This is a genomic window from Kitasatospora sp. NPDC058243 (assembly GCF_042882025.1).
Classification (GTDB): Bacteria; Actinomycetota; Actinomycetes; order Streptomycetales; family Streptomycetaceae; genus Kitasatospora.
In genome coordinates, this window is sequence record NZ_JBHVWW010000025.1 from 1 (window position 1) to 21,987 (window position 21,987).

Below are 21,987 nucleotides of genomic sequence, written 5' to 3' on the forward strand. Positions count from 1 at the left end.
GATTGGTGCTGGTCATCAGGGGTGGAACTCCTACTCGGGCCCTCTCAGGCTAACCCGACAAAGCGGGATGTCTCACCCAAGGCTGACAGAGAGGGCGGGGCTCGACCGGGTATCAGCGGCGGGTTTCGACCTTCAGGTCGCCGTGGGTCACCGTGCGCATCCTGTCGCTGGCGAGCAGGTCGTGCGGGAAGCCGAGTTCGATCGCGCTGGCCTCGTCGAGGCGGGCCAGTTGGGAGGCCGTGAAGTCGACCTCCAGGGCACCCAGATTGTCCTCCAGCTGCGCGAGAGTGCGGGCGCCGATGAGCGATGCCGTCACATCCGGGTTCTGCAGGGTCCAGGCCAGCCCGACCTGGGCGGTTGTGCGGCCCAGCTCCGCGGCGACCTCCTTCACGACATCAGCGATGTCCAGGTTGTGTTCGGTGAGCCCGCCGTTGGCGATATTGAAATTTTTACGGGTGCCGTCGTCGACCGCGGTGTTCGTCGTGGTCAGGTCGTCGCGGCTGTACTTGCCGGTGAGCACCCCGCCGGCAAGTGGCGAGTACGGCACCACGCCCAACCCCATCTCGCGTGCCATCGGGATCAGGTCACGTTCCCCGGTACGCTCGATCAGGTTGTATTCGATCTGCAGGGCGACCAGCGGCGACCAGCCGCGCAGGTCGGCGATCGCCTGCATGCGCGACACCTGCCAGGCCGGGGCGTTGGAGATCGCCACGTACAGGACCTTGCCCTGCCGGACCAGATCGTCCATGCCACGCAGGATCTCCTCGACCGGTGTCGTGAAATCCCACACGTGCAGGTAGAGCAGATCGATGTAGTCCGTATTCAGCTGTCGCAGACTGGCTTCCACCGACGCGAACAGGCTCTTGCGGTGAGGGCCCCCGGAATTCGGGTCGCCGGGCCGGCGCAGCGTGGTGTATTTCGTTGCCAGCACCAGGCTTTCGCGGTTGTCGCGGGTGAATTCACCCAGCAGGCGCTCGGAGCTGCCATTGGTGTAGGTGTTGGCGGTGTCGACGAAGTTGCCGCCGCGCTCGACGTAGAGGTCGAACAGCTTACGCGCCTCGTCCTGCTCGGCACCCCAGCCCCACTCGGTGCCGAAGGTCGCCGCGCCCAGCGCCAGCGGTGAGACCCGCAGCCCGGAGCGGCCCAGCAACCGGTAGGTGTCGAGGGTGAGCGACATCGTGTCCTCCTGTGCTTGTCATCCGTTGTCGAGAACAAGTCTGTGACCGCCGCGAGTCGGGGATAAGGGAAAGAAGTTCCTGGGAACACCAGTCCTACCCTGGCTGTTGGATCGAACATGATGACCCGCACCGTGGACACGGCAAAGGAGCTGGCCGCGTTCCTGCGGACCCGGCGCGAGCGCCTCGACCCGAAGGACTTCGACCTGCCGTCGCGTCAGCAGGCCCGGCGGACCCCGGGACTGCGCCGTGAAGAGGTCGCCGAACTGGCCGGGGTCAGCATCGACTACATCGCGCGGCTGGAACAGGCCCGGGGACTGCGGCCCTCGGCGAACGTGGTGGAGGCGTTGGCCCGGGCGCTGCGCCTGGCCCCCGACGAACGCGCCTACCTCTTCAACCTGGCCCAGCAACGCCCCCGCAACGCCGACAAGCCCGCCACCACTGCAGCACCCCCGCTGGCCCGGCTGGTCGCCGACCTGTCGCCGCTGCCGGCCGTGCTGATGAACCACCGCTACGACATCCTGGCCTGGAACGGCGAAATGGCGAGGCTGCTGCTGGATTTCGACACCCTGCCGCCGTCGCAACGCAATGCCATGTGGCTGTGCCTGGTACACCCGGGAATACGCGAGTTCTATGTCGACCGCGAGCGCGTCGTGCGGGAGGGAATCGCCCACCTGCGCGCAGCGTGGGCCGCGCACCCGGAGGACCAGGCGTTGACCGACCTCATCACCGAATGCACCACCCGTAACGAGGAATTCGCGCGATTGTGGGCCGAGGGAGACGTGAAGGTCAACGGCCGCGGACACAAGGTGATGCGGCATCCGGACGCAGGTGTGATCGCCGTGAACTTCGAAGTACTCATGCCACTCCAAGATCCGGACCAGCGGTTGATGATCTGCCGCGCCGCGGACGATGAGAGCCAGTCGGCATTGAACCGGTTGTGCTCACGGTGACGTAGAACCCTCATTCCGGCGTGCCTCGGAGTCCATCGGTGAGATCCGGGCCGAAAGCATGCCGGGTGCCCGGACGGCGCGGTGTCCATGACTGCTACACGTTCGTGGCCAGAACTTTCGAAATAGGCCCTAGTAGTACTTCGTTAGGTCTGTAGTGGTCTGGTGTGTCCTGGTCGCTGGATGTTGGGTAACTCGCGGTGGCAGGTGGGGCATTCGCCGGTCCAGGCCCGTATGAGGTCCTGGATGGCGTCGAGGACTCGGTAGAAGGTCAGGCCGGCGTCTCGACTTTTGGGTCGAGGCGCCGGAGGGTGAGGAAGGCGTGGGCGGCGGTGACGAGGGTGACATGGTGGTGCCAGCCTCGCCAGGTGCGGCCCTCGAAGTGGTCCAGGCCCAGGCCGTGCTTCATCTCGCGGTAGTCGTGCTCGATGCGCCAGCGGATCTTGGCCAGGCGCACGAGGCGGCGGATCGCGGTGTCGGGCGGCAGGCTGGTCAGCCAGTACTCGGTGGGCGCGCTCGCGCCCGTAGGCCATTCGGCCAGCAGCGTCTCGGCCGGCAGGACGCCGTCCCAGGCGGCACTTCCGCCCGCGTCGGCCGTGGCGAGCGTGCGGGGGATCTTCCCTGCGGGCCGTACCTGTAGGACGCGGAACCTTGAACGCATCGCTCCGCGGCTGCCCTGGCGCCAGGTGACCTGCCGAAACACCCGGCGGCCGTCCTCGGTTGCGTGCTCGTGCAGGGCGACGGAGTCGGCGCGGTAGCGGGGCAGCGTCCTGCGTCCCGCACCGCCGTAGACGGGAGCCACTGGTTCAGCGTCGTGGCGGGGCGCGGTCTCGTCGCCGCACACCGCCACGATGTAGTCCAGGTCCCGGGAGCGCAGGGCATGGCGGAAGGCGGCGGACTGGCCGTATCCGGCGTCGGCGACCACGACCTGGGGATCGAGTCCCCAGGCGGTCAGCTCGTCGAGCGTGTCGATCGCCAGGCGCCACTTCTCGACGTGCCCGACCTCCGGTGGCAGGCCGGTGCGACGGCGGCGGACATCGCCACGGTCGCCCCACTCCGGTGGCACGAACAGCCGCCAGGACAGCGGGCTGGAGGCCTGGTCGGTGACGGCGTGGACGCTCACCCCGACCTGGCAGAGCGAGCGTTTGCCCAGAGCGCCGCAGTACTGCCTTGACGTCGCCGCCGACTGGTCGCCGGCCTTCGGGAACGAGGTGTCGTCGATCACCCACGCCTCCGGCGCGAGCGCGGCGGTCATCTTCCGCGCAATCTGCCGCAGCACCGGCGTGTGGTCCCACGGCGACTGGCTGACGAACTGCTGCAGCGCCTGCATGTTCCCGTCCGGCAGCCGCTCGGCCATCGGCTGGATCGACTTGCGCCGCCCGTCCAGCATCAGCCCGCGCAGATAGCAATCCCCCTGCCGTCGCTGATCCTTACGCGCCAGGGACGCGAAGACCTCGGCCACGAAGTCGCCGAGATCTCCGCGCAGCCTTTCCACCTCACCAAGATCCACAGACCGCAGCATGCACCGCCACGACCACAAGATCAAATCAACCTAACGAAGTACTACTAGGGCGTGTCTTCAAACTCCCGCCTGCGCGCTGGCGTTGGGGCACGCACCTCGCCGCGTTGTCGTCAGTCGCCGATGGCCCCCAGCCTTCGGCCGGGAGGTGCCCCCACCGCATGGACTCCCTCCTCCGCCTTGCGATGCACGCACCCCAACGCCGCCACGCCCGCCCTCCGGGCGGACGACGGGAGTTTGAAGACACGCCCTAGCCCCACGCCTCCGGCCCCGGGCCGGGATCCAGTCGCCGGACGCGCAGCACGGCGGTCAGCATCGGGAGCGTGAACTCGCCCTGGGCGGTCTCCGGTCGGTCTGCGAGGAACGCGCGGATCCGGTCGAGCCTGGCCTCCCGCTCCTGCTCCGGCATGACGAGCACGCCCGCGCGGGTCGCGAGGGTCGCGACGAGGGAGTCGGCGGTGCGCAGCTGCCCGTGCGGGAACTGCTCCTGCTCCGGCGAGCCGAACCGGGCGGCCGCGCCGGTCTTCGGAAGGTGCATGCCGGTCGTCTCGGCGCGCCGGCCGGCGGGCGTGTCACGCGGGCCGATGGCCTCGCCCCCGCTGACCTGTGCGAGCCCGTCGACCCAGGCGACCTGGTCGTCCATCACGTTCCACAGGCCGGCCAGGACGCCGCCGGGGGCGAGGACCCGGGCGATCTCGGGCCCCGCGACGGCCATGTCGAACCAGTGCATGGCGTTGCCGGCGACCACGGCGTCGACGGAGGAGTCCGGCAGCGGAACCGCCTCCGCGCTCCCTGACAGGGCACGGACCTCCGGCAGCGAACGGCGCAGCTCGGCCAGCATCGCCGGGTCGGGTTCGACCGCGATGACCTCGGCACCCAGCGCGGCCAGCACGCCGGTCAGCTTGCCGGTTCCGGCGCCGAGGTCGAGCACGCGCGGGCCGGGAGCGGGTTCGAGCGCCCAACGCACCGCGTCCTGCGCGTAGTCCGGGCGGTGCTCGGCGTATGCGGCCGCCGCCGCGCCGAACGACGAGGCGTGGAGTAGGTGTTGATCTCGATCCATGCGGTCACGCTAGCCGCGCCGCGCCGTCCGGCCACCCCCTTCGCCGTCGAAATCAGGGACTTGTCGGGGGTCCACCCGGATGCCGCGCCCCCGCGCCGGTGGAAAGAATCGCCGCCATGAAGACAATCCGGTGGGCAAGCAGATACGCGGTGAGCTGCGCCACCGCCATGGTGCTCATCCCCCTGAGCGTGTCCGCCCCAGCTGTCGCGGCACCCGCCGCGACACCGCTGACGGCGTCCAGTGCGCCGAAGGCCCAGACGGCGAGTGCGTTGTCGTTGCCGAGGCCGACCGGACCGTACGCGGTCGGTCGTGACACCCTGCACCTCGTCGACGACCGGCGCGCCGATCCGTGGGCACCGCAGTCGGGACCGCGACAGTTGATGGTCGACCTCTACTACCCTGCCCGCACCGACAGCGGCACGCCTGCCGCGTACATGAGCACCGCCGAGGCGTCGGCGTTGATCACCTATGCGGGTCTGCCGGGGGCCCTCGAACCGGCCCGCCTCGCCGACACCCGTACGTGGGCCCGGGCCGATGCGGCGCCGGCGCGGGGCCGCTACCCGCTCGTCGTGCTGTCGCCCGGTTTCACGGTGCCCCGCTACACCCTCACCGCGCTGGCCGAGGAACTGAGCAGTCGGGGCTTCGTGGTGGCGGCCGTCGACCACGCCCACGAATCGGCGGCCACCCGGTTCCCGGACGGCATCCTGCCCTGTACGGCGTGCGACGCGTACAACTCCGGCGCGGCCACCCAGGAACAGATCGCCGCGGGCCGCGCCCGGGACGTGTCCTTCCTGCTCACCGAGCTCACCGGTCCGCGCCCGGTGTGGCGGTACTCCACGCTCATCGATCCGGCGAGGATCGGCATGGCCGGGCACTCCGCCGGCGGCGATGCGACCCTGGCCGCCATGGGCGCGGACCGACGCGTGCTGGCCGGTGTCGACCTCGACGGCGCCATCACGCCACCGGTTCCCGCGACCGGCATCGGCGGCCGCCCGGTCCTGCTGATCGCGGCCGCGGACCCGAGCGGCCCGGACATCGTGCCGTCCTGGACCAGCAGTTGGCCGAACCTGGACGGATGGAAGCGGTGGCTCACCGTCGCCGGCGCCGACCACTACACCTTCACCGACTTGGACTACCTGGTCAACGAGAGCGGCGTGCTGCCCATCCCGAACGCTCCCCGGTCGATCGCGATCACCACCAGCTATGTCGGCGCCTTCTTCGAGCGCCAACTCAAGGGCATCTGCGAGCCGTTGCTCAACGGCCCCAGCCGGGACTTCCCCGAGGTGACCTTCACCCGCCCCTGACCGGCACGGACGGCAGAAAGGGTCCCGGCGCCACGGAGGCGGCCCGCCCGCATCAAGGCGCGAGGAACGCCGACTCCCTGCGGAGCTTCGCCCAGCAGTTGAGCGCGCGGACGCAGCAGGCCCGGGGCCGTCATCTCGAAGGACGCCGCCGCCGGCTGGAGGCCGTCTTCAGAGGTCAGGTCCCGCCCCCTGCCCCGCACCCTGCCTGGCCCCCAGAGGTCAGTGGCGACGGGCAGAATGTTCGTCATGTTCGACGGACTCCACGACATCGACTGGTCGCAGATGCATCACGCCTACGGCACCGCGGAGGAGGTGCCCGGGCTGCTGCACGCGCTCGCCTCCTCCGACGAGGAGGAGCGCGGGGACGCGCTCGGCAGGTTCTACGGCGCCGTCCACCATCAGGGCGACGTCTACCAGTGCACGGCCGCAAGCGTGCCGTTCCTCTTCGAGCTGGCCGGCGACGCCGCTGTGCCCGTACGGGCGGCGGTGGTCGAACTGCTGGTCGGCATCGGCAGCGCGGCGCTCGCGTACGGCGCGACCGAGGAGAACAGCTGGGACTTCTCCGGCCACTACAAGGCCGCGGCGCTGATGCGGGAGCAGGCCGAGGCGTTCATCGGGTTCGCCACGGATTCCGACCGGCTGGTGCGGCAGGCGGCGATACCCGCGCTCGGGCTGTTGGTCGACGATGCGGAACGCGCTGCCGCGGTGCTGCGGGAACGGCTTCCCGCAGCACCGGGGGTGGTCGAACGGCTGCTGCTGGTCGAGGCGATGGCCGAGCTGGCTCTGCCCCGGCCGGACATGTTGGCGTCCGCATCGGCCTGGTTCACCTCCCTCGCCGACGACACCGCGCTCGATCCGACCACCCGGCTGGCGGCCCTGATCCAGCACGCCCGGTGCACACCGGACTTCCACGCCCAGGAGGCGACCCGCACCGCGATCGCCCTTCTGCGTGAACAGAAGGCCCCTACCGGCGACTGGTGGCTCACCCCCACCCCGGCGACACCGGCACCCACGATCGAGCCGGGCAGCGCACCGGTCGAGGTCATCGCCGCGTTCGAGGACCTCGACCGGCACGCAACGGTCCACTCACCGGTCACCGGGCTGCTGCGCACCTTCCACGAGGTTCTGGGCGCGCGGGTGTCCGAGCGCACGATGCTGCTGGCGGAACAGCTGCGCAGCGCCGATCCCGGTACCCGGCTGGATGCCCTGCGGATGGGCTCGGAGATCATCAGGTCCCGGAGCGCTGGCCACGGCCCGCTCGTCGCGCTGATCGGCGCCCAACTCGCGGACCCGTACCTTGAGGTCGTCGCCGAGGCCGCCTCCGCCCTCGGCACCTGCCATCCGGTCCCCGAGCCGGCCCGCCCGGTGCTGGCCGCCTTCGTCGCCGCCCAGCACGCGCAGTACGGACCACAGGCGTGGGCCTCCCCGCAGCGCCATCTGCGCCGGGCCCATCAGGAGGCCGTCCTCGCGTTGGCACGTCTCGGTGACGAGCGGGCGCTGCCGAGTCTGCTGGTGGCGCTGGACGGCGGGGTCGACGCCTGGCGGGCGGTCCAGGCTGCGAAGTGGCTTCCGGGTGCGGCAGGGCAGTTGGTGCCCAGGCTGGTCGAGCGGCTGCTCGGCTTCGACCTGGACCAGCAGTGGATCGAAACGGAGGTGAACTCGACGCTGCAGGCGCTGGGGCACCTCGGGGGCACGGCGGCGCTCGGGGCGGTCGAGGAGGTACTCGATCGGGCAGTGCGGGGGGAGAAGTGGGGGATCGTCTGCTCGGCACTCGCGGCGTTGCGGCAGTTCGGCCCGGCGGCGGCACCCGCACTGCCGGTGATCCGTGAGCTGGCCGCACTCGGCGCGGCCGTGAACTCCAACGTGGCGCCCGCTGCGGTCGCCGCGCTCCGGGCAATCGAGGGCGACGCGCAGGAGGGTACTGCCACGCCCTAGGCCTGGCCTGGTCCTGGTCCTGGCAGTCTCGGGCCGTCAGGCGGCCGTCGGGGCGAAGTCGACGAAGGCCTGCCAGGCGGCGGGGGAGAAGGTGAGCTGGGGGCCGTCCTTGTCCTTGGAGTCACGGACGTGGACGGCGGCGGTCGTCTCGGCGACCTCGACGCAGGCGGCATCCTCGTTGCTGCTGTAGCTGCTCTTGCGCCACGCGACCTCGACGCATTGGGCGCCTTCGTTGGTGCTGTGGCTGCTCTTGAACCAGACGAGTTCCATGTCTTCTGACGGTACGCCAACGGCCCACCGCTGCCTAGCGGTGGGCCGTTGGGGGACTGCTCAGACCTCGGCGGTCGCGGCGAAGCCGACGAACGCCTTCCACGCGGGGGGCTCGAATGCCAGCTGCGGGCCGCTCTTGTCCTTCGAGTCGCGCACGTGGACGACGCCGGGGGTCTCGGCGACCTCCACGCACGCAGCACCCTCGTTACTGCTGTAACTGCTCTTGAACCACGCCAGCTCGGCCATGCTCACCGCTCTCCCAGGATCATCTCGATCAAGGCCAAGGACTCCCTCATGCTGAGCGCCTGCCCCCTGAGGGTGCCGTACCGTGCAGTCATCTTACGGACTTCCTCCGGGTCCGTGATCAGCCTGTTGACGTGCTGGACCTCTACGTACGCGATCTGGGCCCGCCCCGTCGGCGTGAGGAGGATGAAGGAGCCGCCCATGCCGGCGTTCTCCGTCCTGTCCAGCGGCATCACCTGAAGCTCCAGGCCGCGGATCTCGGCCACCTTGAGCAGGTGGCGAAGCTGCGCCTGGTGAACGTCCCAACCCCCCAACGGGCGGCGCAGGGCACTCTCGTCGATCACCCAGCTCATGACCGGCAACGGCCATCGGCTCAGGATCTCCTGCCGCGCCAACCGCGCGGACACCCAGTCGTCGATCTGCTCGACGGAGAGCCACGGCCTACGCATGTCGTACAGCGCTCGCGCATGGGCCTCGGTCTGAAGCAGTCCGGGAATGTGGAGACTGCTGTACTCGTGGATCTCGATGGCCCGCCACTCCTCGTACGTGAAGGCCTTGGAGAATGCCGGGTGCCGCGTGGTGATCCGGATCTTCGCCTTCATCACGTCGTCGGCGACGATCTTCAACGCGCCGCCCGCGTTGAGGACTTCGTCCGCCTTCGTCAGGATCTCGATTCTCGGCGTCCGCTTGCCGCGCTCGACCGCCCCCAACTGGTCCTCGCTGTACCCGAGCTTCTCGGCCAGCTCGCGCTGGGTCAGCCCGGCCCGCTCCCGGAAGAGCCTGATCAACTTGCCCACCGCCGCATAGAACTCCGCGACCCCGTCGGAGTTCTCCACCGTCTCGCCGTCATCGAAGACCGTGCGCTCGACGCCACCCACGACAATCACCCACCCTTTCGACCGATTGATCTGGGCCGGCCGACAGGCCAACCCTCCGCATCCGCACAGGCACTCTCAGTGCTCGCCGAATCCGTGGTCAGCGTACGTCCGGGGCGCCACGATTTTTTCCATGACGACCGACATCCCGCTCGACAGCCCCCGCCGTCACACCGTCACCCTCGCCGCCACCCCCAAGGGCGCCGCCATCGGCCGGCGCATCGCCAGGCGTCAACTGACCACCTGGGGGCTGAACTTGTCCCACACCGAGCCGTACTACTCGGCTCTCCTGATCGTCGCGGAGCTCGCCGCTAACGCGACTACCCATGGCCGCGTTCCGGGGCGCGGCTTCGAGCTTCACCTCTGTCTCACCACCACCGTGCGCCGGGGCACAACCTTGCGCATCGAGATCTCGGACTGCCGGGGCGACCGCTTCCCGGCTCTGCCCGCCGTCCTCGCCCCCAACTCCCAGTCCGGGCGCGGCCTCACCCTCATCGACGCCCTCGCCGACCGCTGGGGCAGCATCCCCCGCCACCCCAACGCGAAGACCGTCTGGGCCGAACTCGACCTCCCCGCCGCCCTCGATGCGTCCTGACGTGACCCCGGGCACCGCGACCGCCTACACCCTCCTCCCGTTCGCACTCCTCCTCGCTCTCCTCGCCTGGGTCTACCCCCTCACCGCCCAGCACCATCCCCGCCCGGGCCCCAGGCCCACCGCAACCCCAACCCCTGTTCGCTGACTACGGCATGGGAAGTCGGCCCCACCGACTTCCCGCGCCGAACCCGTCCCGGACTCACCTCCCCGGCAGCCGCCCCTGGCGCGAATACACCGGCGGAGTGCCGTCCGTGAGGACGGGCTCCTCGTAGCACTCGACGCGCAGGTCGCCGCGCAGGTCTTCGAGTTCGTAGAGCGCCTCCTCCAGGAGGCCGTCGGCCCAGGCCTCGATCGACATCGTCGTCAGCGCGTGGTTCGAGACCTGGGAGAGCGGTCCGCGATCCATCGGCTCCCACTCCGGCGTGGTGTCCGAACGGAACATCAGTCGCCACCAGTACGGCTGCCAGTACGGCTTCTTCCGCTGCAACGAGACCAGCTCCCGGTGTCCTTGGGGCGAGGCGGTCGTGCCCCGACATCCGTGAAATGACGGCTTCCGGCGCCGAACGGTTGCTCAGGCATCCGCCCGCGCCAGATACATGAACACTGGACGGTATATGCCTATGAACGGTATATGTATCCGCATGACATTACGCTCCATGCAGGAGCCCACGTTGCTTCTGCTCACCGCACTGGCCGACGCGCCTCGCCATGGCTACGCCCTGATCCAGGAGGTCGCCGCGCTCTCGGACGGTCGGGTCAAAATGCGCACCAGCACGCTCTACAGCGCGTTGGACCGCCTGCTCCAGCAGGGACTGATCGAGGTCGAGCGCGACGAGGTGATCGACGGCCGCGCCCGCCGGACGTACGCACTCGCCGACGCAGGGCGGGACACCCTCGCCGCCGAGGCCGACCGGCTGCGCGCGGTAGTGGCCGAGGCCGACCGGCGTCTGCGCACCACCCGTCCGACGGCCAGGGGGGCCCTCGCGTGAACACCGCCACCACCGCCACCACCGGCACCGCCTTGCGAGGACTGCGACTGGCCCTGCGGGCCTACCCCGCCGCCTACCGGGCCGAGCGCGGCGAGGAGATCACCGCGGTCCACGCCGACTCCACCGCCGGCGCCGGCCGACTGGCCGTCATCCGCGAGACCGTCGGCGTCGCCGCGTACGGCCTGCGGGTGCGCACCGGTATCACCGCGAGCAGCACCGCCGGACGCCTGCTCGCCACCACCGCCCCGTTGGCCGCCGCCATGGCGCTCGGTCAGCAGCTGACCGCCCTCGTGTTCCTCCCGGAGAAGTGGCGGCAGGCCACGGCCAACCACTCCTACGCGTTGCAGCACCCCGGAACCGCTTTCGTCGACTGGCACTCCCCGCTGATCGCCCAGACCGTCACTCAGGTGCTCTGGTTGCTGGTCGTGGTAGCCCTGCTGTTCCGCCGGTGGACCACCGTCCGGACCCTGGCCGCCCTGGCCGGAGTGGCCGCCATCGCCCAGTGCTTCGTCCAGCAGCATGAGATATGGACCGTGGTGCCGGGCTTTCCGCCGGACTACACCCTCCTGATCATGTCGTCCGGCGCGAACGTGTTGTGGTCCCTGCTGCTCTTCGCCGCCCCCGGCGACCTGCTGGAGAGCACGATCGCCCGCCGACCGCGCGCCGCCGTCCCGCCCGCCCTGGTGCTGGTCGCGAGCCTCCTGCTGTCCAACCTGGGCCGCCTCGGCGCACTTCTTCACGAGAGCGCCCTCCCCGTACTTCCCCAGCCCGTGCTGACGTTGATGGGGGCCTGCATCCCGCTGGCCCTGCTCTCGCTCGCACCCCTCCGCTGGGGCCGGCTGCTACCGGCCGCGACCGCACTGGCCGTCCTCCCGCCGGTCCTCAGTCTCGGCCTCGCCGGCAACGCGTTCTTCACCTGGTACGACAACGAGCTCGGCGATCTCGGCCTGCTCTGCCAGTACCTCCTCACCGTCACCCTGATCGCCCTGACGACAGCAGCCGCCGTCCGCTACCTGAAGCCCGCTCCGGGAGCCCCGAGCCGCCTCGGCGCGGCGTAACCCGCCCCCGCACTCTCTCGACGCTCCCGACTCTCCCGGCGAACGCCGCGCACGACCTCCCCGGTCGGCGCGGCGTTCCGCTTCGCGGACGTTCCCGGCGGTGCCGTGCCGTGCAATGAGCCGTTTAGGCCATGTGGGTGACGGTGGATCATGCCGTTCCGGTTACGGGTGGGACGCGTGTTCGGGTGGGCAATTCGGTCCAGGCGGGACGTAAGGCGGATCGGTTCGCGCCAGCGGTTCGCGTGCCGGGGGTGGTGGTGGGGTCGGTGGTCCTGCCGGGCGTTGATCATGGCGGGCGGTCCTGCCGCGTCGTGCGGTGGGCCGCATCCGTGTCCCGCCCGTGAGGAGCGCCCCTGTGCCCGACGCCACGATCGACCTGCCGATCAGCTTCCAAGTCCCGGAGGCGTTCACCGACCTCGACTTCTCCGTGTCGGCGGAGGTGAACACCAACCGGCTGATCGAGCGGCTGAACATGGTCGACCCGAAGCCGTCGGACGAGGAGATAGGGGCAGCCGTCCTGACCCAGCAGACGATGTACGAGCTGCTGTCCGCCGCCGGCGCCGTCTACGCGGGCACGCTGCTGTACGGGCCGACGAAGGAGAAGCCCGAGGGGAAGCTGGCCTCGGCGATCCTGACCGTCACCGCCCGCCCCAGCGAGCTGTCCAACGAGCAGACCGTCCACCGCCTGGCGCGCACCATGGGCGCCATCTACCCGGACGCCGAGGTCGGCGTCGTCCGGCTCGAAGCCGGCCCCGCGGTGCTGCTCACCGAGGAGCGCAAGGTCGAGCGCCCGGTGAACCTGCTCGGCGACGGCGGCGGCCCGACCGTGGTCCGTCAGTTGCACGTGTTCGTGCCGATCCCCGGACGCCTGGCGATGGCCGACTTCGCGATCGCCACGGAGAACCTCGCCGAGTGGGACTCCTGCGTGGAGATCCTCGCCGAGGTCTGCCGCACGATCACCTTCGACACCGCCGCCGCGGCCTGACCAGGGGAGCAGAACCATGGACATCGACTACGAGCTCCGCCGCGAACTGCCGTACCTGGGCTTCGACCCGGGCAAGGACAGGATCGTCGGGGCCGTCCACAGCGAGCTGGGCCTCTACACCCGGAACCCGGATCTCGCCATGACCCTCTGGAAGTGGGACCCGAAGGCCCTCACCGCGGAGGATCATTACAAGATCGACCAGCTGCTGCGCATGTTCGTGTTTCAGCGCGACCAGGTCCTCGCCGCGCTCAGCCGCCTCGACGAAGAGTACTTCGACTACGTGGACTCCGATCCGGCCATCGCGGCCCAGGACCGCGAGTTCCGGGGGTTCCTGCCTCTGGAGACCAGCCGCGCGCTCGCCGCCTGGATCGCCGCGAACCCGCAGAGCGCCGCGAAGCCGCAGGAGAGGCTGTCGCGCGATTGGCTGCCCGAGACGTGGGAGAACGATGCGCTGGTAACGACCCCACCGTGGTTGGGGAAGCCCGGCATGACAGAAGAGGAACGGCAGGCCATAGGCAAGAGGGTCGCGGATGCGATGATGAGAGGGGGCCAGAGGGGCGACGCCGCGTATGTGGTGTCGGGCGTGATCTCCTACGCACACCCCGTGGTTGCCAGCAACCTCGGGTCCGTTCCGTCCCTGGCCATGGGCGGTCCTGCCTTCGCGGGTTCCTTCTGGCGGTTCAAGGACAACGGGTACCCGCGCGAGTGGATCGCCGACGGCCGCCTGTACGACCTGATCGACATGGCGCTGGCCCTCCAGGCCGAGCTCCAACTCCAGTGCCTGCTCACCGACCGCGAGTTCACCCGGGTCATCCAGACCCGTGGCCAGGAGTTCGAGTACCTGAAGGCCGAGGCCGCGCGCAAGGCGGCAGAGGAGCAGGGCGGCAGCTTCTGGGCCGTCTTCGGGGACATCCTGGGCATCGTGTCCGCCGTCGCCGGCGTCCTGGCCCTCATCCCGGTCCTCACGCCGATCGCCGGCCCGGTCGCCGCCGTCACCGCCATCGCCGCGCTCGGCGCCCACACCGTGGACGCCGCGATCAAGGGTGACTGGGACGCGGCCACGATCGTCGGCCTGGGCGCGGACGCGCTCGCCGCCCTGCCCGGTGTCGGCGCGGTCGCCAAGAGCCTCAAGGCGGGCAAGGCCGTCGTCAAGACGATCGGCACCGGCGCCAAGGCCTCCTACAAGGCCAGCGTCGGCGTCCGCCGGGCCGGGCTCACCTTCCTCGCCGAGACCGGCGGCTCCGGAGCCTCCGACGCGACCAAGGTGTTCAACTACATCGGCACCAAGGGCGCCAAGGTCGTCGGCGCCTCCGAGAAGGCGGGCAAGCTCGCCGGCAAGGTCCTCCAGGGCTCGGTCAACCTCTCCACCCAGGTCCCGCTGGTCGTCGAGATGTCCACCGGCACCGACATGTCCCAGGCGAAGGAGGGTGCGAGCGGCGCCGCGCTGACCGCCAACTATGGTCAGAGCATCGGCAGTTGGGGCATCGTCGGCGATGCCGCCAAGAAGACCGGTACCGTCTCGCTCGCGACGTTCTCCAAGATCATCGGCCGCCGCTGACCCCTGGGCCGCCGTTCGAGCCCGCCGCCCGCACCTCTCGGGCGGCGGGCCGGGGAGCCGGGGCCGGGCGGTGCCGTCTGCTCAGCCGATGTGGCGCTGGTCGAGCCAGGTGAGGGAGTGGTCGGCGAGTTCGGTCCAGCCGTGGTCGACGGTGAGGGAGTGGCCGCGGTCGTCGAAGCGGTGGTAGTCGGTGACGGCCGAGGACTTGCGGTACTGCTTGTGGGTGGAGCGGGTCAGCACGTCGGGCACGGTGTGGTCGAGCTTGCCGGACAGGAGGAGGAGCGGTCCGCGGTCCTGGTTGCGGGTGTCGACCTTGGCGGGGGAGTGGGGGGCGAAGTTGCTGAGGGCGAGCTGGAAGAGCGGGCGGGCGGGGCTGGGGATGGTCCACTCGTCGAAGAGTGCGTCGGATTCCTGCTGGGGGACGGCGTTGGCGAACGCGTAGCGGAACTGCTCGGGGTTGAGCGAGACGGCGCGCTTGGTGTTGCCGGGGTTGCGCAGGAACGCGAAGGCCGACTTGGCCTGGGCCGGCCCGACGGCCTTGACGCCCTTGATCTGGCCGGGGCAGATCGCGACGGCTGCCCGGGCGAGGTTCTGGCCGAGGAGGTGCTGGGCGATGAAGCCGCCGACGGAGTGGCCGACGAGGACGGGCGGGGTGTCGAGGTCGCGGATGATCCGGGCGTGGTGGGCGGAGATCTCGGCGAGGCCGATTCCGCCCTGGGGGTCGGGGTTCCTGCGGGCCTGGGCGACGGTGGCGGGGACGCCGGGCCATTCGGGGAGGATCGGTTCGTAGCCGGCGTCGCGGAACCGGTCGGCCCAGCCCTGCCAGCTCGTGGAGTGCAGCCAGAGGCCGTGGATGAACATGACCGGGGTGCGGTTGCTGGGCATGGCGGGGTCTCTCCTGGTGCGTGAGGGCTGGGGATCGGATCGGCGGCCGGTCGGGGCGCGGTCGTCCGATCCAAGAAGTAGAAGGAGCGTTCTCTCTACTCCTCCAAGGTAGAACGATCCTTCTGTTAGCGTCAAGCCATGACGACGAGAGATTCCGCGCCACCGCGCGCTCGCATCCTGGCCGCGGCGATGCGGCTCTTCTACGCCCAGGGCGTGCGAGGGGTGGGCATCGACCAGCTGATCCGCGAGTCGGCGGTCGCCAACGCGACCTTCTACCGGCACTTCCCATCCAAGGACGACGTCGTGCTCGCCTACGTCCACGAGCACGACCGGCTCTTCCGCGCCGCCGCCGCCGCGGTGGCGGACCTTCCTCCGCGCGAGGCCGTGACGGCCCTGTTCACGGGCATCGCCGACGAGTTCTGCGCCCCCGGCTTCCGCGGCTGCCCGTTCATCAACGCCGCCGCCGACTACCCCGACCCCGACCACCCGGTCAGCCGCGCGATCCAGGAGCACATGGACTGGTTCCGCGCCCTGCTGACCGGCCTGCTCGCCGCCACCGGCCACCCCGACCCCGACCGGGCGGCCGACACCCTGCTGATCCTGCGGCACGGCGCGATGAACCAGAGCCGCTTCACCGCCCCCCCGGCGGTGCGCGAGGCGCTGGCGGCCGCCGTGGACGCCGTCCTCGGCTAGGCCTGTCCGGCCGAGAAAGCAGGCAGAGTGCGCCACCAGTGGTGGCGCACCCTGCCCTCCCGGCCGCTACGCCCGCCGTGTGCGTCGCGTGCGTTGCGTGCGTCGCCGGGGCCGGCCCGGGTGGTGGAGGGCGGTCACTCTCCGGAGCGGTCCTGGCGCAGGCGGGCCGAGGCGAAGGCGGCGATGAGCCAGCCGAGGCCCAGCAGCGCGCCGCCGCCGAGGCCGGCCATGGCCACCGGGGATCCGGCGTTCGCGAGCATCAGGGCGGGTTCCTGCGCGGCGGTGTCGCGCGGGGGAACGGGCGCGGGGTGGGTGCCGGCGGGGTGTTCGGCGGCCGACGCGTCACCGGGGGCGGTGCCGTCGGGGTGGTTGTCCCACTGGCCGGGGCCGGGGTGGTGGTCGCCCCAGCCGCCGTGGCCACCGGAGTTGTTGCCGTCGCAGCCGCCGTGGTCCTGGTCCTCGCAGGGGGTGCAGGCCACGATGGTCACGGTGTTGCTGGTCGCCGTCACCGGGGTGCCGTCGGGGGTGGTGCCGGTGACGGTCGCGGTGTCGGTGATCTTCCCGGCCTGCACGTCGGCGTCGGCGGTGGAGTAGGTCGCGGTGCAGGTCGTGGACGCGCCCGGGGCCAGGGTGGTCACCGGGCAGGAGACGGCGGGGGTGCCCGGACCGGAGTCCGTCACGGCGATCGAACCGAGCGTCGTGTCACCGGTGTTGGTGACGGTGAAGGTGTAGTGCAGGGCCTGGCCGGCGGCGGAGAACGAGGTCTCCTGGACGGCCTTGACGATCTTCAGCCCGGCGTAGGGCACGGTCACCTTGTTGCTGGTCGAGGTGACGGTCCGGCCTCCGGGAGCGCTCCCGGTCACCTGGGCGGTGTCGACGGCCTTGCCCGCGGCGACGTCGGCGTCGGTGGTGACGTAGGTCGCGGTGCAGTTCTCGGAGACGCCCGGCGCGAGCGGGCCGGTGGGGCAGGTGACGGTCGGGGTGCCGGGGCCGTTGTCCACCACCCCGATGTTGGTCAGCGGCTGGGCGCCGGTGTTGGTGACCGTGTAGGTGTAGTGGATGGTCTGGCCAGCGGCGGTGTACTGCGCCTCGGCGGCCTTCTTGACCACGGTGATCGCGACCAGCGGGGTGTTCACCTTGTTGCTGGTCGTGGTGACGCTCTGGCCGCCCGTGTCGGTGCCGGTGACCTGGCCCTGGTCGGGCACGTTCTGGGCGGCTACGTCCGCCGCCGTCGTGACGTAGGTGGCCTGGCAGGTGGTGGACTGGCCGGGCGCGAGCTGGTTGGTTCCGCAGCCCGAGACGGTGACGCCGGGCGTCAGGTCGGTCACCGTCACGCCGGTCAGTGCGATTTGGCCGGTGTTGGTGACGGTGTACGTGTAGTTGAGCGTCTCGCCCGGGGCCTGGAAGTTCGGCTGGACGGCCGACTTCGTGATGGTCAGCGCCCGCAGCGGCACGACGACCTGGTTGCTGGTCGAGGTCACCGTCTGGGTGCCGACGGTGCCGGTGAGGTTCGCCGTGTCGGTGATCGTGCCCGCCGCCGCGTCCGCGGCGGTCGCGGTGTAGGTGGCGGTGCAGTTCTCCGTGGCGCCGGCCGCGAGCGGGCCGGGCGGGCAGGTGACCGTCGGGGTGCCGGGGCCGGTGTCGGTGACTGCGATGTTCGTCAGCGGCACACCGGCGTTGTTGGTGACGGCGTAGGTGTAGTGGATCGTCTGCCCCGCGACGAACGAGCTCTCCGCCGCGGACTTGTCGATCGTGGGGGTGGGGACGTTGACCAGCACGGTGGTGGTGCAGCCCGTCGCGGTCGCGCAGGTGCCGCCCGCGATGGTGGGCGCGACGTTGTTGGTCAGCGCGTAGTTGCCGGTGTCGGGGCTGTTGACCGTGACCTGGTACTTCACGGTCACGGTGGACCCGGCGGCGGGCGGCGCGGTCAGTGTGCCCGACCAGGTCAGGGTGTTCCCGGTGACGGCGGCCGTTCCGGAGCTGGCGGTGACGGAGCCGGGCACCAGCGTGCCGTCCGTCAGCACGGCCGAGAGGTTGTCACTGAAACCCGCGAAGGTGGCCGGGTTGGTGCCGGTGTTGGTGACGGTCTCGGTGTAGGTCAGGGTGTCGCCCTCGTTCACCGGGCCGGTCGGGGAGACCGACTTGGCGACGGTGTAGGAGGTGCCGGCCGGAAGGTTGCAGTTCCCGCTGTCCTGGGTGGAGGAGGCGCCGTAGAAGGGGTGCCCCGTCGCGGCGATGACAGTGGTGGGCAGCGTCGCGGTCGAGGAGGCGGTCGGCACCGAGTTCAGCTTCTCGATGGTGCCGTTCGCACGGAAGATGTAGACGTTGCCGCCGGACTGGGCCAGACCGTAGATGGAGTCCGGGGTGGTGCCGATCTCGGTGATCGTGTTGTCCGGGTGGATCCGGAAGTAGCTGGTGGGGTTCTGGAAGAACGAATCGAACGCGACCCCGAGGACGTCGCCGTCGGACAGGGTCACGAAGTCACCCGAGGAGACGAGTGTGGCGGGGTAGGAGACGGGGAACAGCGTGCTCACCCCGGTCGCCGGGTTGAGCGTCCAGATCTGGTTCGAGAAGAACGACGCGACGAACAGGCTGCCGTCCGGGCGGGAGCTCAGCGCGTTGAAGTCGGACCCGAAACCCGCGGCCGGACCGGTGATCACCACCGAGCTGGTCTCCGCGCCGGTGGCCGGGTTGATCGTGTACAGCGTCGGCGGGCTTTCGTGCCAGGACACCCCGTACAGCGTCGTGCCGTCCGCACTCCACGCGATGTCCCCGTAGTCCCGCACCAGCGGCACGTCGGACAACTGCGTACCGGTCGGACTGTACGAGTACAGCTGGTCACCGCCACCGCCGGTGTTCACCCACAACGGCACCGGCGGACAGGTCAACGCCCGGGGTCCTGACTTCCCGTCTGCGCCGTTCGCACCGTTCGCGCGGTCCGCGCCGTCCGTGCCGTCCGCAGGTGAGGCGACGGCAGGTCTGACGGATGCCGTCTCCTGCGCCGGGAAGGCGTGCGCCGGGAAGGCTTGTGCCGAACCTCCTCCCCAACCCGCCGTCACGCCGATGACCGCCAGTCCGATCGCCGCGGCGAGCCTGCCGCGCGACCGGCCGCGTCTGATCCCTGCCATACCGTCTCCGTTCCAGTCGGGTGTGGTCACCGCAAGGCGCCACGCCGCAGTATCGAGATAACGCGAGGTGTTTTTGTGAACACTTTGAGTAACGTGACATGGGTTGGCTCGGGCCGCCATCCGGACCCGAACCCCTTGCGACCGCTGGGTGTCGGCCACCTGGCCCCATCGCGGCCCCTCGCGTGGTGCCCTGCGGCCGTCGGCCCCCGGCCACGTGATGGCCTGACCGGTCGACGGGGATCCTTCGGCCCGCACCGAAGGATCCCCGCCCTACCGTCGATGCATCGTCGTCCCCGGCTCCCAGCACGTCGACCCGGCCCGCTGGAGCCCGCTGATCTACAACTTCCGCCACTACTACGGACCCGGCCCCGAGCTCGGCCACAGCTTCCGCACCCAGACGCCCCGCTGAAACCGCTGAAGCTGCTGAAACCGTTGAAACCACTGAAACCGTTCTGCCGCTTGCGCGAGAGAGTGTCAGCCCCACCTGCCAAGGTGACGGGCATGGATCTCGACACCTTCTGGCAGATCATCGACGACACCCGCGCCGGCGCCGCCGACGAGAGCGAACACGCCGACGCGCTCACCGGGCACCTCGCTGGCCTGGCACCCGATCAGATCGCGGACTTCGACCGGCACTACGCGCAGCAGAAGGCCCGCTCCTGCACCTGGCTGCTCTGGGGCGCGGGCTACCTCGTCAACGGCGGCTGCAGCGACGACGGCTTCGACTACTTCCGCGACTGGCTGATAGGCGCCGGCCGCACCCTCTTCGAGCAGGCCCTCGCCGACCCGGACAGCCTCGCCGAACTCCTCACCCCCGACCAGGAGGAACTGGAGGCCGAAGACCTCGCCTACGCGGCCACCCACGCCTACCGCCAACTCACCGGCGCCGACCTCCCCTCCAACGACATCACCTCCGGCCCTCCGACCGGCGAGCCCTGGGAGGACGAAGACCTCCCCACCCTCCTCCCCCACCTGTCAGCCCGCTTCGCCGACTAGCCCCCGCCCACCGGACGCCACACGCCGCCGTTTCCACCTCGGGGAATTATGTAGACCAACCGTCATATTCCTCGGCCCCCCAGCCCGCCAGCCTGGGGGGCGCGGCGCAGGAAGTCGGCCAGGCCGACTTCCTGCGCGTGGGGGAGGGCGCTCACGCCTGCCGTCGGCCAAATATGTAGACCGACCGTCATATTCTGCGCTGCGCACGGTGGATTCCGCACAGGAAGTCGATCAGGCCGACTTCCTGTGCGCACCGGAGGCGGAGGTGCCGCTCGCCGCGCACGCAACTATGTAGACCGGTCGCCAGATTCTGCACGCCCCGTCCGGCTGGGGCGCTGCGCAGGAAGTCGGCCAGGTCGACTTCCTGCGCGCGGGCGGGGGGTGCTCATGCTTGCCGCGAGCCGGACTATGTAGACCGGTCGTCATATTTGGTCCCGTGCTGGATGGGTGTCGCGCAGGAAGTCGGGCCGGCCGACTTCCTGTGCGAGGTGCGAGGTGCGAGGTGCGGTGGGTGGTGGGTGGAGGGTGGTTGGCGCGCAAGGGTGTGAATCAGTAGACCGGTCGGCATATTTTTCCGAGGCGGCGCCGGGCGGTGCCTGGTCAGTGGGTGTGGTGGTAGGTGGCGAGGGTGGTGAAGGCGGCCTTGGGGTCCCAGGGGAGGTCGGGGTAGGTGGTGCCGGGGCGGTCCTCGTAGACCTTGACGATGCCGTAGCTGGCGAGGTCGAGGTCGTCGCGGGGGTCGGCGTCGGGGCGGTGTACGTGGTCGTACAGGGCGAAGGTGAAGACGAAGGTGGCGTCGATGCCGCCGGCGTCGAAGGCCTCCAGCAGTTCGCGCAGGTAGGCGGCCTGGCCGGCCTCGTCGCGCTCGTACGCGGCCTTCAGGCGGACGGGGCCCTCGGCGTCGTACTCGACGATGTCCAGGCCGAGCGCGCCCCGGTCGCCCGCGCCGCGGTAGCCGGCGGAGCCGAACTCGGTGATGGCGACGGGCTTTCCCTGCGCGGCCAGCTCGTGGACGCCGTCGGCGAACCGGTCGGCGGTCTCTGCGGAGCGGTAGAGGTCGAGGGAGATGAGGTCGAAGGGCGTCCAGTCGACGCGCTCCAGCGGTACGGCGGCGTAGGTGATGCGTCCGCCGAAGTGTCCGCGGACGGTGGCCACGGCCTGGTCGAGGAACGCGTTGACCCGGCCGCTGACCGCTCCGAGGTGTTCGCGGACGAGCTCGGGTCGGCTGAGCAGGGCGATGCGGTCGTCCGTGGTGTCGCCGGGCAGGAATCCCGGGTTCATCAGGCTGAGTTCGGCTCCGGTGACGAACACCACCTCGGCCCCGCGCCGCCGCAGCCGTTCCGCGCGCTCGGCGCAGTCGGCGAACAGGGCCAGCAGCTCGTCGGCGGTGAGTTCCAGCGGGTACGGGGAGTACCAGACCTCCAGTCCGAGGTCGGCGGCGAGTCCGGCGGCGAGTTCGATCCGGTCGGGGTCGCCGCCCATGATGCGGACCGCGTTGCAGTGCAGGTCGTCGCGGATGATGCGCAGTTCGCGTTCGACCTCCTTCGGGTCGAACCGGCTGCGGGAGTACGACCCGTTCCTGACGAATCCGGTGTCGTAGCTGATGCCTTTGGCGCGCACGATGTCCTGCCTTCCTGGGGGTGGGCGGGGAGCGGCAAATACGGTACGGCCAGTACCCTAGTTGGCGCGGGTCGGAGAAGACAAGAAGGATGGGAGGGTAGGGAGCGGTATCGACGGGGGTATCGACGGCGGTACCGGCGACGGGATCG

20 protein-coding genes and 1 pseudogene are annotated in these 21,987 nt (G+C 70.3%); 11 read left to right on the plus strand and 10 right to left on the minus strand.

Annotation, left to right across the window (positions count from 1 at the left end; translation table 11 throughout):
• Window positions 1-112 precede the first annotated feature (112 nt).
• Complete coding sequence (locus tag ACFVX9_RS18250) at window positions 113-1,177, minus strand: aldo/keto reductase (RefSeq protein ID WP_063347037.1); 1,065 nt, start codon at window positions 1,175-1,177, stop codon at window positions 113-115.
• Window positions 1,178-1,294: 117 nt separating this feature from the next.
• Between ACFVX9_RS18250 and ACFVX9_RS18255 the strand changes: the two genes are divergently transcribed.
• Complete coding sequence (locus ACFVX9_RS18255) at window positions 1,295-2,128, plus strand: helix-turn-helix transcriptional regulator (RefSeq protein ID WP_387982478.1); 834 nt, start codon at window positions 1,295-1,297, stop codon at window positions 2,126-2,128.
• A gap of 268 nt (window positions 2,129-2,396) precedes the next feature.
• Here ACFVX9_RS18255 and ACFVX9_RS18260 read toward each other — a convergent pair whose 3' ends face one another.
• Both ACFVX9_RS18260 and ACFVX9_RS18265 read right to left on the minus strand, forming a co-directional pair.
• Window positions 2,397-3,635 (minus strand): IS701 family transposase, encoded by a 1,239-nt coding sequence (locus ACFVX9_RS18260; protein ID WP_387982479.1) that lies wholly within the window; start codon window positions 3,633-3,635, stop codon window positions 2,397-2,399.
• A 259-nt stretch (window positions 3,636-3,894) separates the two neighbouring features.
• Window positions 3,895-4,704 carry a class I SAM-dependent methyltransferase gene (locus tag ACFVX9_RS18265; protein WP_387982481.1) on the minus strand — a complete coding sequence of 270 codons (810 nt, stop codon included), beginning with the start codon at window positions 4,702-4,704 and terminating at the stop codon, window positions 3,895-3,897.
• Window positions 4,705-4,820: 116 nt separating this feature from the next.
• Here ACFVX9_RS18265 and ACFVX9_RS18270 point away from each other — a divergent pair, with 116 nt between their 5' ends.
• A complete protein-coding gene (locus ACFVX9_RS18270) occupies window positions 4,821-6,008 on the plus strand; it encodes an alpha/beta hydrolase family protein (protein ID WP_387982483.1) in 1,188 nt (395 codons plus the stop codon).
• Between the two features lie 246 nt (window positions 6,009-6,254).
• Entirely contained in the window at window positions 6,255-7,943 is a 1,689-nt protein-coding gene (locus ACFVX9_RS18275; RefSeq protein WP_387982484.1) for a HEAT repeat domain-containing protein, read from the plus strand.
• Between the two features lie 36 nt (window positions 7,944-7,979).
• Here the strand turns inward: ACFVX9_RS18275 and ACFVX9_RS18280 are convergent, their stop codons facing one another.
• From ACFVX9_RS18280 to ACFVX9_RS18290, 3 genes are read right to left on the minus strand one after another with little or no spacing between them, the layout of a single operon-like run.
• Window positions 7,980-8,213 carry a DUF397 domain-containing protein gene (locus ACFVX9_RS18280; RefSeq protein WP_363371157.1) on the minus strand — a complete coding sequence of 78 codons (234 nt, stop codon included), beginning with the start codon at window positions 8,211-8,213 and terminating at the stop codon, window positions 7,980-7,982.
• 60 nt (window positions 8,214-8,273) lie between these two features.
• Window positions 8,274-8,459 (minus strand): DUF397 domain-containing protein, encoded by a 186-nt coding sequence (locus ACFVX9_RS18285; RefSeq protein WP_387982565.1) that lies wholly within the window; start codon window positions 8,457-8,459, stop codon window positions 8,274-8,276.
• A gap of 2 nt (window positions 8,460-8,461) precedes the next feature.
• A complete protein-coding gene (locus ACFVX9_RS18290) occupies window positions 8,462-9,334 on the minus strand; it encodes a Scr1 family TA system antitoxin-like transcriptional regulator (protein ID WP_380375682.1) in 873 nt (290 codons plus the stop codon).
• 130 nt (window positions 9,335-9,464) lie between these two features.
• Here ACFVX9_RS18290 and ACFVX9_RS18295 point away from each other — a divergent pair, with 130 nt between their 5' ends.
• Window positions 9,465-9,926 carry an ATP-binding protein gene (locus ACFVX9_RS18295; RefSeq protein WP_380375681.1) on the plus strand — a complete coding sequence of 154 codons (462 nt, stop codon included), beginning with the start codon at window positions 9,465-9,467 and terminating at the stop codon, window positions 9,924-9,926.
• 199 nt (window positions 9,927-10,125) lie between these two features.
• Here the strand turns inward: ACFVX9_RS18295 and ACFVX9_RS18300 are convergent, their stop codons facing one another.
• A complete protein-coding gene (locus tag ACFVX9_RS18300) occupies window positions 10,126-10,413 on the minus strand; it encodes a hypothetical protein (RefSeq protein WP_380345094.1) in 288 nt (95 codons plus the stop codon).
• Between the two features lie 169 nt (window positions 10,414-10,582).
• Between ACFVX9_RS18300 and ACFVX9_RS18305 the strand changes: the two genes are divergently transcribed.
• From ACFVX9_RS18305 to ACFVX9_RS18320, 4 genes are all read left to right on the plus strand, one after another.
• Window positions 10,583-10,915, plus strand: a complete 333-nt coding sequence (locus tag ACFVX9_RS18305; protein WP_244293322.1) for a PadR family transcriptional regulator — start codon at window positions 10,583-10,585, stop codon at window positions 10,913-10,915.
• Complete coding sequence (locus tag ACFVX9_RS18310) at window positions 10,912-11,973, plus strand: hypothetical protein (protein ID WP_387982486.1); 1,062 nt, start codon at window positions 10,912-10,914, stop codon at window positions 11,971-11,973. The genes ACFVX9_RS18305 and ACFVX9_RS18310 overlap by 4 nt, the downstream gene beginning before the upstream one ends.
• 355 nt (window positions 11,974-12,328) lie before the next feature.
• Window positions 12,329-12,958, plus strand: coding sequence for a hypothetical protein (locus tag ACFVX9_RS18315; protein ID WP_387982488.1), 630 nt, complete (start codon window positions 12,329-12,331; stop codon window positions 12,956-12,958).
• Window positions 12,959-12,974: 16 nt separating this feature from the next.
• Window positions 12,975-14,516, plus strand: coding sequence for a hypothetical protein (locus ACFVX9_RS18320; protein WP_387982490.1), 1,542 nt, complete (start codon window positions 12,975-12,977; stop codon window positions 14,514-14,516).
• 81 nt (window positions 14,517-14,597) lie between these two features.
• On the opposite strand, the gene ACFVX9_RS18325 is transcribed toward ACFVX9_RS18320, so the two are convergent.
• Window positions 14,598-15,401 (minus strand): alpha/beta hydrolase, encoded by an 804-nt coding sequence (locus ACFVX9_RS18325; protein ID WP_387982491.1) that lies wholly within the window; start codon window positions 15,399-15,401, stop codon window positions 14,598-14,600.
• Between the two features lie 138 nt (window positions 15,402-15,539).
• Here ACFVX9_RS18325 and ACFVX9_RS18330 point away from each other — a divergent pair, with 138 nt between their 5' ends.
• Entirely contained in the window at window positions 15,540-16,094 is a 555-nt protein-coding gene (locus ACFVX9_RS18330; RefSeq protein ID WP_380375668.1) for a TetR/AcrR family transcriptional regulator, read from the plus strand.
• A 134-nt stretch (window positions 16,095-16,228) separates the two neighbouring features.
• Here ACFVX9_RS18330 and ACFVX9_RS18335 read toward each other — a convergent pair whose 3' ends face one another.
• Entirely contained in the window at window positions 16,229-18,982 is a 2,754-nt protein-coding gene (locus ACFVX9_RS18335; RefSeq protein ID WP_387982493.1) for a CARDB domain-containing protein, read from the minus strand.
• Window positions 18,983-19,505: 523 nt separating this feature from the next.
• Here ACFVX9_RS18335 and ACFVX9_RS18340 point away from each other — a divergent pair.
• Both ACFVX9_RS18340 and ACFVX9_RS18345 read left to right on the plus strand, forming a co-directional pair.
• Window positions 19,506-19,631, plus strand: a pseudogene (locus ACFVX9_RS18340) (flavin reductase family protein); the annotation flags it as partial.
• A gap of 92 nt (window positions 19,632-19,723) precedes the next feature.
• Window positions 19,724-20,218, plus strand: a complete 495-nt coding sequence (locus tag ACFVX9_RS18345; RefSeq protein WP_387982494.1) for a DUF4240 domain-containing protein — start codon at window positions 19,724-19,726, stop codon at window positions 20,216-20,218.
• A gap of 600 nt (window positions 20,219-20,818) precedes the next feature.
• Here the strand turns inward: ACFVX9_RS18345 and ACFVX9_RS18350 are convergent.
• Window positions 20,819-21,838 (minus strand): hypothetical protein, encoded by a 1,020-nt coding sequence (locus ACFVX9_RS18350; protein WP_387982496.1) that lies wholly within the window; start codon window positions 21,836-21,838, stop codon window positions 20,819-20,821.
• Between the last annotated feature and the right edge of the window lie 149 nt (window positions 21,839-21,987).

Bases quoted from the DNA above. Each gene is read 5' to 3' on its own strand.
- ACFVX9_RS18250 (WP_063347037.1), bottom strand. From the start codon at position 1,177: ATGTCGCTCACCCTCGACACCTACCGGTTGCTGGGCCGCTCCGGGCTG.
- ACFVX9_RS18255 (WP_387982478.1), top strand. From the start codon at position 1,295: ATGATGACCCGCACCGTGGACACGGCAAAGGAGCTGGCCGCGTTCCTG.
- ACFVX9_RS18265 (WP_387982481.1), bottom strand. From the start codon at position 4,704: ATGGATCGAGATCAACACCTACTCCACGCCTCGTCGTTCGGCGCGGCG.
- ACFVX9_RS18270 (WP_387982483.1), top strand. From the start codon at position 4,821: ATGAAGACAATCCGGTGGGCAAGCAGATACGCGGTGAGCTGCGCCACC.
- ACFVX9_RS18275 (WP_387982484.1), top strand. From the start codon at position 6,255: ATGTTCGACGGACTCCACGACATCGACTGGTCGCAGATGCATCACGCC.
- ACFVX9_RS18280 (WP_363371157.1), bottom strand. From the start codon at position 8,213: ATGGAACTCGTCTGGTTCAAGAGCAGCCACAGCACCAACGAAGGCGCC.
- ACFVX9_RS18285 (WP_387982565.1), bottom strand. From the start codon at position 8,459: ATGGCCGAGCTGGCGTGGTTCAAGAGCAGTTACAGCAGTAACGAGGGT.
- ACFVX9_RS18295 (WP_380375681.1), top strand. From the start codon at position 9,465: ATGACGACCGACATCCCGCTCGACAGCCCCCGCCGTCACACCGTCACC.
- ACFVX9_RS18305 (WP_244293322.1), top strand. From the start codon at position 10,583: ATGCAGGAGCCCACGTTGCTTCTGCTCACCGCACTGGCCGACGCGCCT.
- ACFVX9_RS18320 (WP_387982490.1), top strand. From the start codon at position 12,975: ATGGACATCGACTACGAGCTCCGCCGCGAACTGCCGTACCTGGGCTTC.
- ACFVX9_RS18325 (WP_387982491.1), bottom strand. From the start codon at position 15,401: ATGCCCAGCAACCGCACCCCGGTCATGTTCATCCACGGCCTCTGGCTG.
- ACFVX9_RS18330 (WP_380375668.1), top strand. From the start codon at position 15,540: ATGACGACGAGAGATTCCGCGCCACCGCGCGCTCGCATCCTGGCCGCG.
- ACFVX9_RS18345 (WP_387982494.1), top strand. From the start codon at position 19,724: ATGGATCTCGACACCTTCTGGCAGATCATCGACGACACCCGCGCCGGC.